This window comes from Ruegeria arenilitoris, from assembly GCF_013030265.1.
GTDB lineage: Bacteria > Pseudomonadota > Alphaproteobacteria > Rhodobacterales > Rhodobacteraceae > Ruegeria > Ruegeria arenilitoris_E.
On the sequence record NZ_WPZQ01000006.1, the window covers coordinates 275,871 to 289,288 of the forward strand.

Annotated in this window: 14 protein-coding genes; 7 read left to right on the forward strand and 7 right to left on the reverse strand. The window is 59.2% G+C overall.

From position 1 onward, the window contains the following. Nucleotides 1-2: 2 nt before the first annotated feature. Genes GOX61_RS12890 through GOX61_RS12920 form a run of 7 tightly spaced genes read right to left on the reverse strand, consistent with a single transcriptional unit; the run spans nucleotide 3 to nucleotide 7,721 of the window. Nucleotides 3-1,109 (reverse strand): mandelate racemase/muconate lactonizing enzyme family protein, encoded by a 1,107-nt coding sequence (locus GOX61_RS12890; protein ID WP_170334267.1) that lies wholly within the window; start codon nucleotides 1,107-1,109, stop codon nucleotides 3-5. Continuing rightward, nucleotides 1,106-2,212 (reverse strand): mandelate racemase/muconate lactonizing enzyme family protein, encoded by a 1,107-nt coding sequence (locus tag GOX61_RS12895; RefSeq protein ID WP_170334269.1) that lies wholly within the window; start codon nucleotides 2,210-2,212, stop codon nucleotides 1,106-1,108. The genes GOX61_RS12890 and GOX61_RS12895 overlap by 4 nt, the downstream gene beginning before the upstream one ends. Then, a complete protein-coding gene (locus GOX61_RS12900; protein ID WP_217353853.1) occupies nucleotides 2,209-2,493 on the reverse strand; it encodes a cupin domain-containing protein in 285 nt (94 codons plus the stop codon). The genes GOX61_RS12895 and GOX61_RS12900 overlap by 4 nt, the downstream gene beginning before the upstream one ends. Further along, entirely contained in the window at nucleotides 2,490-3,596 is a 1,107-nt protein-coding gene (locus GOX61_RS12905) for a mandelate racemase/muconate lactonizing enzyme family protein (protein WP_170334271.1), read from the reverse strand. The genes GOX61_RS12900 and GOX61_RS12905 overlap by 4 nt, the downstream gene beginning before the upstream one ends. Next, nucleotides 3,596-4,192 carry a dimethylsulfonioproprionate lyase family protein gene (locus tag GOX61_RS12910; RefSeq protein ID WP_170334273.1) on the reverse strand — a complete coding sequence of 199 codons (597 nt, stop codon included), beginning with the start codon at nucleotides 4,190-4,192 and terminating at the stop codon, nucleotides 3,596-3,598. Before GOX61_RS12910 ends, GOX61_RS12905 begins: the two co-directional genes overlap by 1 nt. Beyond that, nucleotides 4,189-5,271: an alcohol dehydrogenase family protein gene (locus tag GOX61_RS12915; protein ID WP_254436853.1), complete on the reverse strand. Its 1,083-nt coding sequence runs from the start codon at nucleotides 5,269-5,271 to the stop codon at nucleotides 4,189-4,191. Before GOX61_RS12915 ends, GOX61_RS12910 begins: the two co-directional genes overlap by 4 nt. Next, complete coding sequence (locus tag GOX61_RS12920) at nucleotides 5,268-7,721, reverse strand: FAD-dependent oxidoreductase (RefSeq protein ID WP_170334275.1); 2,454 nt, start codon at nucleotides 7,719-7,721, stop codon at nucleotides 5,268-5,270. Before GOX61_RS12920 ends, GOX61_RS12915 begins: the two co-directional genes overlap by 4 nt. Before the next feature lie 68 nt (nucleotides 7,722-7,789). On the opposite strand from GOX61_RS12920, the gene GOX61_RS12925 reads away from it, so the two are divergent. Genes GOX61_RS12925 through GOX61_RS12955 form a run of 7 tightly spaced genes read left to right on the forward strand, consistent with a single transcriptional unit; the run spans nucleotide 7,790 to nucleotide 13,411 of the window. After that, nucleotides 7,790-8,677 (forward strand): MurR/RpiR family transcriptional regulator, encoded by an 888-nt coding sequence (locus tag GOX61_RS12925; protein ID WP_170334277.1) that lies wholly within the window; start codon nucleotides 7,790-7,792, stop codon nucleotides 8,675-8,677. Continuing rightward, nucleotides 8,674-9,765 carry an aromatic ring-hydroxylating oxygenase subunit alpha gene (locus tag GOX61_RS12930; RefSeq protein ID WP_170334279.1) on the forward strand — a complete coding sequence of 364 codons (1,092 nt, stop codon included), beginning with the start codon at nucleotides 8,674-8,676 and terminating at the stop codon, nucleotides 9,763-9,765. The genes GOX61_RS12925 and GOX61_RS12930 overlap by 4 nt, the downstream gene beginning before the upstream one ends. Continuing rightward, on the forward strand, nucleotides 9,758-10,177 hold the full coding sequence (locus tag GOX61_RS12935; protein ID WP_170334280.1) for a GFA family protein: 420 nt from the start codon (nucleotides 9,758-9,760) through the stop codon (nucleotides 10,175-10,177). The genes GOX61_RS12930 and GOX61_RS12935 overlap by 8 nt, the downstream gene beginning before the upstream one ends. A gap of 6 nt (nucleotides 10,178-10,183) precedes the next feature. Continuing rightward, nucleotides 10,184-11,002, forward strand: coding sequence for a hypothetical protein (locus GOX61_RS12940; RefSeq protein ID WP_170334282.1), 819 nt, complete (start codon nucleotides 10,184-10,186; stop codon nucleotides 11,000-11,002). Between the two features lie 54 nt (nucleotides 11,003-11,056). Next, nucleotides 11,057-11,797, forward strand: coding sequence for a sulfotransferase family protein (locus tag GOX61_RS12945; RefSeq protein WP_170334284.1), 741 nt, complete (start codon nucleotides 11,057-11,059; stop codon nucleotides 11,795-11,797). After that, a complete protein-coding gene (locus tag GOX61_RS12950) occupies nucleotides 11,797-13,026 on the forward strand; it encodes a Coenzyme F420 hydrogenase/dehydrogenase, beta subunit C-terminal domain (RefSeq protein WP_170334287.1) in 1,230 nt (409 codons plus the stop codon). The genes GOX61_RS12945 and GOX61_RS12950 overlap by 1 nt, the downstream gene beginning before the upstream one ends. Continuing rightward, a complete protein-coding gene (locus tag GOX61_RS12955) occupies nucleotides 13,019-13,411 on the forward strand; it encodes a carboxymuconolactone decarboxylase family protein (protein WP_170334288.1) in 393 nt (130 codons plus the stop codon). Before GOX61_RS12950 ends, GOX61_RS12955 begins: the two co-directional genes overlap by 8 nt. Nucleotides 13,412-13,418: the final 7 nt, after the last annotated feature.

The window sequence follows — 13,418 nt, forward strand, 5'->3', positions numbered from 1 at the left end:
TTTCAGTCAAGAACCATATCCGGTTCAGGCAATGAATGCCGGTCCGGCGCAACCCCAAGTCCAGCCCCCTCAGGCGGCGCAATACGTCCATCCTTTCGAACCGGCCCCATCGGGGCGAGGCGTGGCGCGACATAGCCCGACAGGTCACACACATTCATCACCCTCGCCGGGTCGGTAGACGCTCCTAGATGCAACAGGGCAGCGGTGGTGATATCCGATCCCCACGTATCCTCGATGCACATCTTTGCACCCAAATGCTGGCACAGATCACGCGCACGGCGCGAGGCGGACAAGCCACCGAATTTCGACAGTTTCACCGCCACCGCATCCATGCACCCCTTGGCGTGGGCCTCAAGCAAGCTGGCGGTATCATGGGCGCTTTCATCCATCTTCATCGGCAACCCGGTCGCCGCGCGTACGCGGGCGCAATCGTCTATCGTGGCGCAGGGTTGTTCCAGCATGACATCAAGATCAGCTACGGCCCGGCCCACCCGGGTTGCATCCAGAGAGGTAGCCCCGCAGTTCCAGTCGCCATAGACCAATGGGCCATCGCCGACCGCCTCGCGCACCAGCCGCAACCGCGCGACATCTGCCTGCCAGTCCCCATCAGCGCCCAGCTTGACCTGAAACTGCCGGATGCCCTGATTCTGCGTTTCCTGTGCGATCCGGGCCATCTCATCAGGTGCGATGCAGGTGATCGAATGATAAAGCGTCATCGTCTCTGCACGCCGCCCGCCCAGCAAGGCATAAAGCGGCAGACCTGCGACCTGCCCGGTCAGGTCCCACAATGCAATATCGATGGCAGACTTGGCATACACATGCCCCTGCAAATGCCGGTCCAGCTGCGCCATTAACGCCTCAGGCCCGACCGGATCGGCGCCCAACAGGACAAACGCCATCTCCTGCACTGCAGGCGCCACACCTCGCGCATAGGCTGGCAGATAGTGCGGGATCGGACAGACCTCTCCCCAACCCGTCCGCCCATCATCGGTATCAATTGCCAGAACTACGGTCTCGACCGTGTCACAGGTTTTGCCATCGGCCATGTAATAGGCCTCGTGGCTGGTCAGTGGCACATGCCACAGCGATATCCGCGTAATTTTGGTCATTGATATACCGCCACCGGATCGCCCAACGTCTCTTCATCAGGATGCACACCAAGGCCCGGAGTTTCTGGAAGGTGCAAATGGCCCTCGACATTGCGTGGACCACGCCCACCCGCGATATCGACCGTGATCATATCCTGACACGCCCAGACCGCATGGCAGTTATCATCGGGAATGGTCGCCGACAGATGCAATGCTTCGGTATCCGCCAGAACCGTGCCGCCGGTAGCCATGACGAAGATATCGATCCCATGCGCAAGGGCGATATCCCGCATCCGTGCCCCCTTGGTCAGCCCGCCAACCCGGTTGAGCTTGATCCCAAAAACCTCAGCCAATCCATCACGGGCAATCCGTGCAGCATCCTGCAAGGTCACCAGGCTTTCATCCACGGAAACAGGCGACCCATGGCGGCCCGAGATTGCGGCGATATCATCGAGTGTCTCGCATGGCTGTTCGAACATCACGTTCAGGTCTTCACAAGCGGTCATGACCCGCAAAGCCTGCTGACGGGTCCAGCCCCGGTTCACATCATAAAGGACGATCTCGCCGGGTTTCCGGATGCTTTCGACATCCCGGACCCGGGCAATATCGCGCTCGACATCGCCGCCGATCTTCACGGAATGCGCGATGTATCCGCGACTGCGGTACCGCTCCATCACGCCGCGGGTTTCATCCACCGTCTTGGCCCCGACTGACGAAGCAATCGGGCGCGGCGTGCGGGAGCCACCGCCCATCAGATCGGCAATCGGCAAACCTGCCGCCTGCCCGGCAATGTCCCAGCATGCCATGTCGATGGGGCTTTTGGCATACAGATGCCCAGGCAAGGCGATATCCATCGCCCGCTCCACATCCAGCACCCGGCGTGGATCAAGGCCCATGACAAACGGCGCCATCGTCTCGATCCCGGCGCGAATGCCGGGGCCATGGGCGGGCACATAGGTATGCCCCCACGGCGTACCCTCACCCCAGCCTGTCAGCCCCGCATCGGTTTCGATCTTGACCAGAGTCGCGTCCAGAACCTCGAACTTCAACCGTCCGCCGGACAGCCAATAGGGATGCTCTAGCGGCAAATCGACGTGATAGACCGAGATGCGGGTAATCTTCATTTCAGCTCCACTTCGACAAAAGACATGGGCTCAGTTCCGGCATTGATGACGTTGTGTTCGACACCTTCATCCCGGCGATAGGCCGTTCCGGCCGGAACGATGACATCCTTTGCGGTGCCATCGGGTTGCTCCAGACGCATATGACAATCGGTCACGGCGGTGATCACATAGTCCATCGCATGGCGATGCCAGCCGGTTTCCGCCCCGGGGGCAAAATCGAACCGCGTTACCCGCACGCGGTCATCGTCGATCATCACGGTTGCGATGGCCTGCTCTGTCATGCGCTGAACTCCTCTACCGGATCACCCAAGCTGTCGAAATCCGGAGCCACGCCAAGGCCGGGCGTCTCGGGTGCATACAGTTTCCCGTCACGCGCCGTTGCCCCGCCAATACCGGTCGACCGGGTGTTGTAATTCATCAGGTCTGTGGTGTTGTGCAGGTATTCGTGTGGCGTTGTTGCCGCGAAATGCGCCAGCGCCGCTGTTGTGATCTCACCACCCCAGGTGTCTTCGGCGACCACGGGGATGCGGTTCTCGATCAGATAGTCGCGCACCCGCTTTGCCTTGCTCAGGCCACCAAGGTTCGAGATTTTCAGACATACCAGCTCCGCTGCATGATCCGCCACGATGCGCTGCGCCATGTGCATGCCGGTCACGCATTCGTCCAGCTTCATCGGCAGATCGATGCGGGCACGGACCTGCATGCACTCCTCATAAGTACGGCAGGGTTGTTCAAAGATGTAGTCCAGATCCCGCGTCTCCCGCGCCACCCGCAGAGCATTGTCCACCCGCCAGCCCTGATTGGCGTCGGCCATGGCCTTCTCACCAGATTTCAAAAGGGGAACGGTCGAACGAATGCGGTCAATATCCGCAGCCCAATCGCCACCGACCTTGATCTGAAACTGCCGATAGCCCTGTTCGCGGTACCGGTCCATCTCAGCAATGGTCTCCTCGGTCCCCTTTTGCGGTGCGACCCTGTACATCGGCGCACCGTCCGTCAGCTTGCCGCCCCAAACCGCATATAAAGGGGCGCTCAGCGACTGCGCGAGAACATCCCAGCAGGCCGCATCAAACGGGGACTTGGCATAGCCATGCCCCTGCACCAGATGATCCATGACCTGTTCGATCCGCGCCACGTTGCGTGGGTCTTCTCCCAACAGATGCGGAGCAACCAGCCGGGCCAGTGCCGGCACTCCTTCGGAATGGGCCACCATGTAATTCTCGCCGCAGGGCGTGAACTCACCACAACCCTGCAAACCCGCATCCGTATCGATGACAACGACTGACGCCGTGGCCGTCTCAATCGCATTCCCCGCACCCCAGACATAAGCACCGCCCACATAGGGCAGACCGGTCTGGAAAATACGGATACGGGTGATCTTCATCAGGCAACGTCGCGTTCTGTCAGAACCGGAGGGGATTCCAGATTGTTGCGCCACAACACATAGGCCATAACCGGATGATCCCCGGTCCGCATGGCGTGCGGTTGATTGCTGGCATGGAAGGAGTGATCGCCGGGCCGCAACGTTTCCGGCTCGTCACCTTCACGCATAAACTCGGCCTCACCCGCCAGAACCAGATACATTTCTTCGGCAGGATGATGATGCCAGGGGTAATAGAGGTTGGGCGGCATATAGACCACATAGCTGCTCATCTGCGCGCTCAGCCACGGACCACCCTCACCGATCAGCGTGTAGCAGGCAAACCGATCCATGAAATCCTGGCCGATATCCGTGCCCTTATAGGTCTCGCGCCATTGCGCCACCGGGCTGGCCGCAACAAAAGCATCGCGGAACTCTGACAAAGCATCCGAATAAAGACCGGTTTCACGGCTCAGAATATCCGCAGCCGGGATGTGGAAGGGCTCTACAGACTGTTCACGCAGGTCGTCCGGAAAAGGACAGAACTGAGTCAGGCAGGCCTGACTGCCATGCGCGGTACGCGCCTGTTCCAGTAGATTTTCAAATGCAGGTCGGGTCACGGGATCACCACAATGTTGCCGGTATGAGACTTGTCGATAAAGGCCTGCTGGGCCTCTCTCAGCTCAGCTAACGGGTATGTGGCGGCCAAAGCTGGCCTGATTTGTCCATTCTCTATGTATTTCACGACATCGAAAAAGTTCTCGGGCGTGTTCACCGTCGAGCCGGTAAAGGTCAGATCGCGCAGGTAGAATGTCCGCAGATCGAACTCGACCAGCGGCCCCGCAATGGCACCAGAACAGGTGTACCGGCCGCCGCGTTCCAGCATGTCGATCAGCTTTGGCCACATGGACCCGCCAACCACATCCGCAACAACAGTGATTTTCTCACCCTTCAGTTCTGCTCTCAGGTTCTCGGGGCTGCGTGGCAAAATCCGATCCGGCCCCAGTTTGGCCACGTCCCCGTGTTTGGCCTCGCTCGCCATGGCGATCACCCGCGCGCCGCGCAGCTTGGACAGCTGGATCAGCGCACCGCCGACACCGCCCGAAGCGCCGGGGATCAGCACAGTATCCCCCTCACCCACACCGGCCCGATCCAGCATGCCTTCGGCGGTGACATACGAACAGCTGAACGTCGCAAGCTCGGCATCGCTCAGATCAGTTTCGATCGCAGCGACACCACGCACATCCGCCTTGGTGTACTCTGCAAACCCACCGTCACATTCCGATCCGAAGTATCCCGCCTTGTTTCGGTTCATCGGCTCGTTCCAGTCGCGCAGCCAGCCTGCTACGATGACACGCTTGCCGATCAGGCTTTCATCAGCGCCTTCGCCAACCGCAACAACCGTACCAACCGCATCGGCGCCCTGAATGCGCGGGAAAGTCAGTGGCGCACCACCCCAGGTACTGTCTTCATCGTCCACTTCAGAATAGGCACCACCGGTCGTGGCCTCGTCCACCGCTTTCGAGTACCAGCCGGTGCGCGTGTTCACGTCCGTATTGTTCAGCCCACAGGCACCGACCTTTATCAGCACTTCCATCGGACCCGGCTGGGGTGTCGGCCAGTCCTCGTGCCACTCATACTTGTCCAGGCCACCATGGCCGGTCAGAATCATGGCCTTCATTGTTGCCGGAACATTCATTCTGCGGCCTCCATGGCAATATCGGTTCGCGGCAAGACGCTTTGTGGGTCATATGCAGGCTCACCCAGAATGCGCCCTTTGCGCGCATTTCCGGCGATCACGACCTCAATCTCGGTACCCGGCACATTGGCGTGCGGTCTGATATAGGCAAAGGCAAGGATCTTCCCGACCGTGTGCCCGTAGGCAACCGAAGCGGTTGATCCGACAACCGTGCCGTCCAGCAGAACCGCCTCTCCTCCATGCCCGTCTTCGATGCCATCGGGTTCGATTTCCAGATAAGCACACACCCACGGCAGATCGGTATTCAGAGTCTTGTCCTTGCCAAGGTATTCCTTGTCTGTGCGGGCAAAGCGCAGGACATCCGCCTCGGCAAGCGTCACCTCATTGGTCAACTCACCAGCACCCTTAAAGCCCTTCTCCATCCGCAGCGCATTCATCGCGAAAGAGCCATAATCGGTGATCCCGTGCGGCGCACCGGCCACCCAAAGCGCATCATAAACCGCCAGCGTGCTGTCGCGCGGGATATGAAGTTCCCATCCCAACTCACCGGCATAAGACATACGGAACGCCCAGAGCTTGTGCCCAGCCACTTCGATCTCTTGCGCGGTCAGCCATTTGAACCCGGCATTGCTGAGGTTGGCATCCGTACAGGCCGCCAGAACCTCGCGCGCCTTGGGGCCATTCAGGCTGAGCGCGGCCCAATCATTCGAGCGCAGTATGACTTCGACATCTTCACCAGCACGCTGATGATTCAGATGATCCAGCAGGCGTTGTTCAAAGAAGGCAGCACAAACAAGATAATACCGGCCTTCATCCAGTTTCACGACCGTGGTTTCCAGCTCGATCCGCCCCCGGCGGTTCAGCATATGGGTCAGGGCGATGCCTCCAACCTTTTGCGGCAGACGGTTGGCCACCAGACGATCCAGAAGTGCTTCGGCATCCGGGCCAGAGACCTCGACCTTGGTGAAGGCCGAGATATCCATGATGCCCACCGCCTCGCGCACGGCCTTGCATTCGGCACCCACCATGTCGTGAACCACGTTCCGGCGGAATGAATAGTGATCGCGCTGTTCGACACCATCTTTGGCAAACCAGCGCGGGCGTTCATGGCCATAGACCTCTTCGTAGACCGCGCCCTTTTCCTTCAAACGTTCATAGAGAGGAGACGGTTTGATCGGGCGCCCCTCGAGTCGATTGAAATGCGGAAAGGGAATCTCGTGGCGCAGCTTGTAATCTTCATGCGCCTTGGTGACTTGCCAGTCCTTGGTGGCGTAAGATCCAAATCGGCGCGGATCATACTCGCGCATCGAGATATCCGCTGCACCATGCACCATCCAGCGCGCCAATTCGCGGGTCAGTCCCGGCCCCCAGCCGATACCGATTTGCGTCCCGCAGCAGCACCAGTAGTTCCGGACCCCAGGCGCAGGGCCAATCAGCGGGTTGCCATCGGGCGGGTGCGAAATCGCGCCATGCACCTCGCGCTGAATTCCCAACTCGGCAAAGATTGGCATCCGGTTCAGGCTTTCCTCAAGCCACGGCATGATCCGGTCGTAATCGGCGTCGAACAGCCAGTTCTCGTAATCCCAAGGGCAGTGATCGTGCCAGACAGAGTTCGAGTTCTCTTTCTCGTAGATTCCGATCAGCCCGCGCTTTTGCTCCATCCGGATATAGCCGGAAACTTTCTTGTCATCGCGGATGACCGGCAGTTCCTTGTCCAGCCCCTCGAACTCCGGCACCGGCTCGGTCACGAAATAGTGGTGCGTCATCGAGGTCATGGGCAGTTGCAGCCCCGACCACTCGCCCATCTGGCGGGCATAGGTGCCGCCCGCATTCACGACATGCTCACAGCGGATCGTGCCTTTCTCGGTCTCGACAACCCACTCTCCGTTTTCGGCCTGCGTGATGTTCGTCGCCCGGCAATGGCGGATGATCTTTGCCCCTAGTTGACGCGCCCCGGCGGCCATCGCCATCGTCACATTGGTCGGGTCGACATGGCCGTCATCCGGCGTATAAAGCGCGCCCAGCACGCCTTCGAGGTTGTAGAACGGGTGCAGTTCGGCCACCTTTTCCGGCCCCACCAGTTCGATGTTGAACCCCAGCGACCGGCCCACCGACAGCGTGTGGCGCAGCCAGTCCATCTCGTCCTCGGTATAAGCCAGCCGGAAGGAGCCGCAGCCGTGCCATGTCACTGCCTGACCGGTCTCGGCCTCCAGTGCGCCGGAATACAGGCCAATGTTGTAATCCACACATTTGCCCAACCCGAAGGAACTGGTCGAATGGGTGATCTGACCGGCCGCATGCCACGTGCTGCCGCTGGTCAGTTCGGCCTTTTCCAGCAGGACCACATCGGTCCACCCTTCATGTGCCAGATGATAGGCCAGACCGACCCCCATGACACCTCCGCCCACGATCACTACGCGGGCCTGTGACGGCAGTTCCTTCCCGGACATGATTTTTCCTCTTCCCGAGTCGCGTTTCTGCTCGACAGGCTAATTCCACAAATGTACCATCGTCAATCATGAATGACACAAATGTATCATCAATCGTTCTCGACCGCCTCACCGAGGAGTGGGACGCCCTCACCCCTGAGGCGCAGAAAGCCGCTCGGTACGTGCTGGAAAACCCAACGGATGTTGGGGTTTCAACGGTGCGCGAGATTGCCGAGGCCGCCAATGTCAAACCCAACACTTTCGTGCGCATGGCCCAGCAGGTCGGGTTCGATGGGTACGAGGATTTCCGCGCACCATTCCGCGAAGCGATTCGACAAGGCGCGGTGTCGTTTCCGGACCGCGCCCGCTGGCTGCAGGGCATCGGCAAGTCAGGGGAACTGGGCGGGCTCTATGCCGATATGGTCGGGGCTGCGATCCGCAACATCGAAGAGACATTCGCGGGTATCGACGCCGCACGTCTGAAGTCCGCCGCCGAAGATATCTGGAACTCGCGCCAAATCTTCACGCTGGGCGTCGGGGTCAACAACTCGAACGCCCGCAACTTCACCTATCTCGCCTCGACCGGGATGAAGCAGTTTCACGCCATCCCCCGCCCTGGCTCGACACCCGTCGATGATCTGGCCTGGGCCGGAGATCAGGATGTACTCATTGCGATGACCTGCAAACCCTACCGGACTGAGGTGATCGAGGCCGTCAAACTGGCCCGCGAACAGGGCCTGACCGTCGTTGGTATTTCCGACAGTCCGGCCAGCCCGGTGATCCTGAATGCCCATCACGGCTTTGTCGTCGCCGCGGACACACCGCAATTCTTTCCGTCATCCGTCTCGACCATAGCCTTGCTGGAAACACTACTGTCCTTTGTGATCGCAGTCTCCAGCGATGAGATCGTCGAACGGGTGGAACGGTTTCACCAACGCAGACACCAACTTGGCCTCTACGCGGAGGAGCCCGAATGAACGCACCCCTGACCCACTCACTGGACGCGCGATATTACACCGACCCTGCGATATTCGAGCAGGAGATGCAGGGCCTTCTGGCCAGAACGTGGCAGTTTGCAGGCCATGTCGCGCAGGTCCGGGAAACAGGGGATTACTTCGCTTTTGAAATCGCCGGTCAAAACCTGTTCTGCATTCGTGGCCGCGACGGGGAAATCCGGACCTTTTATAACGTCTGCCAGCACCGCGCGCATGAGATGGTGACAGGTGCCGGCAACACCCGCGTTGTCGTCTGCCCCTACCACGCCTGGACCTACGAGTTGTCCGGCCAGCTTCGCGCCGGTCCGAATATCAAATCCGTTCCCGGTTTCGACCGTAGCGCCATCTGCCTGACCTCTGTCCGCACCGAAATCTTCAACGGCTTCATCTTCGTCAACCTCGACGACAACGCCGCACCAATGGATGAATGGTACCCCGGCGTGCGCGAGGAAATCCGTGCCTTCGTCCCGCATATCGACGATCTGGAACCACTGGAATGGGTCGAGATTCCTGAGAATTGCAACTGGAAGGTTAGTGTCGAGAATTACTCGGAATGCTATCACTGCCCGACCAACCACCCGACCTTTGCCGAAGGCGTGGTCAAGCCCGAAACCTACGATATCCAACCCGATGTAGGCGGCGGCTACGTCCTGCGCCATACGACGGAATGCCAAAGCCTCGACAAGATGACCTATCCCATCGACCTGTCGGTGCCGCACGCGGGCGATTATCAGTCATGGTTCCTATGGCCGATGTTCTCGTTCCAGTGCTATCCGGGCAATGTGCTGAACACCTATCACTGGCGCGCGGTCGATGCCGATCACTGCACCGTCTGGCGCGGCTGGTACACCGAGGGCGGCTCGGAAAGCGCAGTAATCCGGCAATTGGCGGTACAGGACCGGGAAACCACGGTCGAAGAAGATATCCATCTTGTCGAAAGCGTCCACCGCGGCCTGAAATCCCGAGGCTACCGCCCCGGTCCGCTGGTTCTGGACCCCGGCTGCGGCGTGATGTCGGAACACTCGATCGCCCGCCTGCAGCAATGGATGCGCGAGGCCGTGGATGGCTGAACTAACGGGAAACTGCATGTGTGGGGCTGTGACGTGGTCCTCAAGCGGGCCGGTCACTCGCCGCCTGTCCTGCCATTGCGGTGATTGCCAAAGGGCAACCTCCTCGCCCTTCACCACCTTCGTTGGTCTGCCGCCTGAAACCGTCGAATGGGTGGGTGACATCAATCACTTTGAAAGCTCGCCCGGCACCTATCGCGGGTTCTGTCCCAAATGCGGCTCGCGCCTCTATTTCCGATCCGACAAATGGCCCGGCGAAATCCATATCCACGCTGCAACGCTGGATGATACGCCCGGCTACACCCCCGACGCCCATGTGGTCATGGGCAGCGCGGTCCCATGGCTGGAACTGGCGGATGACATCCCCAAACATCAATCCTTTCAGGCCGATCCCACCGAAACAGACAAGGAGTAACCCCCCATGCTCATGCCCGGCGAATGGCGCCCGGAACACAAGCTGTTTCCGTATCAGGTGGGCTTTACCTCGCCACCTTTCGACTTTGATGCCGCCCCGTCGGATTTTCTGCGCATGTGCCCCGAAACGGTCGGCGTGCATGGCTGGATGCTGCATGTGCCCGATTATGTGCACGGGCTGGACCAGCGCAAAAAGAACTTTGGCATGCTCGAAGATTTCGTCCACTGCATGTCCCGTAATGGGGTCGATGTCTGCGGTCAGGTCGGCTCGAACTGGGTGCACGCCTGCGGGCTGGGCGTCGAGGGCGTGCGGCAGCATTGCGAGGACTTGTCTGACAAGCACGGCATCCGCTTTCACATGGCAGGCTATGCTATGGTCGAGGCCCTGCGTGAGATGAACATCGAAAAGGTGGCGCTGAACGCGGCCTATCATTGGCCCGAGTGGTGGCAGGGCACTGTCGGGTTTCTGAAAGAGGCCGGGTTCGATGTGCTCTGGGCGGGCAACTTTCACGATCAGGGCTGGTTCGACAGTCAGGAAGACGTCAATTCCTGGCGCTGGGTGTTTGACGGCGATCTTGCGCTAAAGAGCTTTGAATACGTCGCCGACAAGGCACCGCAGGCCGATGCGATTCTGATTAACGGTATGTGCAATTTCCGCACGGGTCCGGACGGTCTGCCGCAACGGCCGCTTCATCTGGCGGATCAGTTGGAGACCGCGTTGGGTAAACCAGTGATCGGCCACGACATTGCACTTTACTGGCGCATCTTCAAATCCCTCGGGCTGGCGCCGGACATGCCGCACGGACAGTTGCTTCGGCGTCTGTAAATCCGAAACAGAGCTGTACAAACCGAACCATCGCCAATCAGGAACAGGTACAAAATGCACAAAATCCTCGCCCTCTGGGCCGTTCCCCGTTCAACCTCGACCGCGTTCGAATGGATGATGCGCCAGCGCGGCGATCTTGAATGTTTGCACGAACCCTTTGGCGAGGCATGGTATCAGGGCGAGGAACCCCTCTGGCATCGCTTTCAGCCGGGCGAGAAAACCACACCGGGCCTGACCCTCGAAAGTGTTTGGGATGACATTCAGGAAAAGGCCAAAGTTGGACCAGTTTTCATCAAGGATTTTCCCCATTATATCAACCATATGTGGGATGCAGAGTTCCTATCCAAGTTTGACCACGCCTTTCTGATCCGCGATCCGGCCAAAACGATTTCTTCGATGTACAAGCAATGGCCGGACTTTGCCGAAGGGGAGGTTGGCTTTCCCGAACAGCGCGCGCTATTCGATCTTTTGACAGCCCTCAACGGCACACCACCCCCCGTGGTCGACAGCGATGATCTGTTGGAAGATCCGCATCGCATGACAGAAAAATTCTGCGAATCCACGGGCATACCCTTCATCGAAGACGCCCTGACCTGGGAGGCCGGGGGCGATCCGTCAGCCCATAGCTGGTGGGATGGCGGGTCATTCCATGGCAATCTTGCCAAGTCCACAGGCCTGACACCCCAGCCGCGCAAGCACATCTCGATCGATGAAGCGCCGGAGCGGGTAAAGCAGGTGCACCGTCGGATGAAGCCACATTACGACCACCTCTACAAACACCGATTGACGGCGTGATGCGTCAACCAGAAACTATTAGCGAAGTAGTCGAAACAGGCCTTTGCATCGGCTGCGGATTGTGCGAGGCGATTGCACCGGACAGATGGACCATGCGGATGACACCTGAAGGGCGGCTGCGTCCTGCATCTATTGCCTCTGACCCGGTGGCCGACGCAGAAATTCTTGCCGCTTGTCCGGGCGCTACTGTCGAGGCGGATACTTCGACGGCGCCGTTCCAGGATAAGGTTTGGGGTGGTTACACTTCAATGACGCGTGCTTGGGCCAAGGACCCCGATACCCGGTTTCGGGCTGCAACTGGCGGCGTGCTGACTGCGCTGGGGATGTGGTTGCTGAACTCCGGTCGCGCTGCGTTCATTCTGCACTGCGCCGCTGATCCTGACGCCCCGATGCGCAGCCGCTGGGTCATCAGCGACCATGCGGAACAAGTATACAGGCGCGCCGGATCCCGATATGGACCAAGCGATACTCTGGCCGGGCTGGAAAAGGCCCTTAGCTGCGGACAACGCTTTGCCATCATTGCAAAGCCCTGCGATGCCAACGCAATTCGCGCGCGCGCTAAAACCGACCCGCGGCTAGATGATCTGCTGATCGCAGTTCTTGTCATGGTGTGCGGGGGAGCCTCGGACCTTGGCAAAAGTCACGCAGTTCTGGAAGAGTACGACCTCAAGGAAAAAGATGTGACTTTGTTCCGGTATCGCGGGTTCGGCAACCCCGGACCGACACGGATCGAAACCCGCGACGGACGTGCTTTTGAAAAAACCTATCTGGATATGTGGGCCGATGAGTCTGGTTGGCGCATCCAGACACGATGTAAACTTTGCCCGGACGCGATCGGAGAAGCGTCCGATCTGGCCGCAGCAGATATCTGGCCGGGTGGTGCACCAACCGGCGAGGATGCGGGGTTCAACGGAGTTATCTGTCGTACCGCAAAAGGTCAGGCCTTGATGGACGCAGCGATTGCCGACGGCGCGTTGGCAAGCGAAAAAGCACTTGGTCCGCGTGATTTTGACGACTTTCAACCTCATCAAGTGAACAAGAAACACGCGATTGCCGCCCGCCTGCGTGGACTAAGCAAGGCCGGTGCCCCGGTTTACCATCACACAGGCCTTAGGATTGATGTGCTGGACGCCGCCGATGAGAGAGAAGAAGATGGCGCCGAACAGCGCGTTCGTTCAGGACGTTTCGCAGAAAACATGCCAGACCCAACGGAGACCAAACATGGCTGATATCTTTGATGAAGACCTTTTTCTGAAGGGCCTTGAGCAACGTAAGGGAACATTGGGTGCCGAATACGTTGAAAATAATCTTGCCGCCGCTGACGAGTTTACACGCCCCTTTCAGGAAGCCATGACAGCCTGGTGCTGGGGTTTTGGCTGGGGCGATGACGTGATTGACGCGAAGACCCGTTCGATGATGAACCTGTCGATGATTGGTGCGCTTGGGAAGATGCACGAATGGGAACTGCATTGCCGAGGTGCGATCAACAACGGCGTCTCAAAAGAAGAGATCAGAGCCATCATTCACGTTGTCGGCATTTATTGCGGCGTACCTCAGGCGCTGGAGTGCTTCCGGACCGCTAGAAAGGTTCTGACAGAGGCCGGACAACTCTGAAACGCAG

Bases quoted from the DNA above. Each gene is read 5' to 3' on its own strand.
- GOX61_RS12945 (WP_170334284.1), top strand. From the start codon at position 11,057: ATGCACAAAATCCTCGCCCTCTGGGCCGTTCCCCGTTCAACCTCGACC.
- GOX61_RS12890 (WP_170334267.1), bottom strand. From the start codon at position 1,109: ATGACCAAAATTACGCGGATATCGCTGTGGCATGTGCCACTGACCAGC.
- GOX61_RS12940 (WP_170334282.1), top strand. From the start codon at position 10,184: ATGCTCATGCCCGGCGAATGGCGCCCGGAACACAAGCTGTTTCCGTAT.
- GOX61_RS12905 (WP_170334271.1), bottom strand. From the start codon at position 3,596: ATGAAGATCACCCGTATCCGTATTTTCCAGACCGGTCTGCCCTATGTG.
- GOX61_RS12900 (WP_217353853.1), bottom strand. From the start codon at position 2,493: ATGACAGAGCAGGCCATCGCAACCGTGATGATCGACGATGACCGCGTG.
- GOX61_RS12915 (WP_254436853.1), bottom strand. From the start codon at position 5,271: ATGAATGTTCCGGCAACAATGAAGGCCATGATTCTGACCGGCCATGGT.
- GOX61_RS12895 (WP_170334269.1), bottom strand. From the start codon at position 2,212: ATGAAGATTACCCGCATCTCGGTCTATCACGTCGATTTGCCGCTAGAG.
- GOX61_RS12935 (WP_170334280.1), top strand. From the start codon at position 9,758: ATGGCTGAACTAACGGGAAACTGCATGTGTGGGGCTGTGACGTGGTCC.
- GOX61_RS12950 (WP_170334287.1), top strand. From the start codon at position 11,797: ATGCGTCAACCAGAAACTATTAGCGAAGTAGTCGAAACAGGCCTTTGC.
- GOX61_RS12920 (WP_170334275.1), bottom strand. From the start codon at position 7,721: ATGTCCGGGAAGGAACTGCCGTCACAGGCCCGCGTAGTGATCGTGGGC.
- GOX61_RS12930 (WP_170334279.1), top strand. From the start codon at position 8,674: ATGAACGCACCCCTGACCCACTCACTGGACGCGCGATATTACACCGAC.
- GOX61_RS12925 (WP_170334277.1), top strand. From the start codon at position 7,790: ATGAATGACACAAATGTATCATCAATCGTTCTCGACCGCCTCACCGAG.
- GOX61_RS12955 (WP_170334288.1), top strand. From the start codon at position 13,019: ATGGCTGATATCTTTGATGAAGACCTTTTTCTGAAGGGCCTTGAGCAA.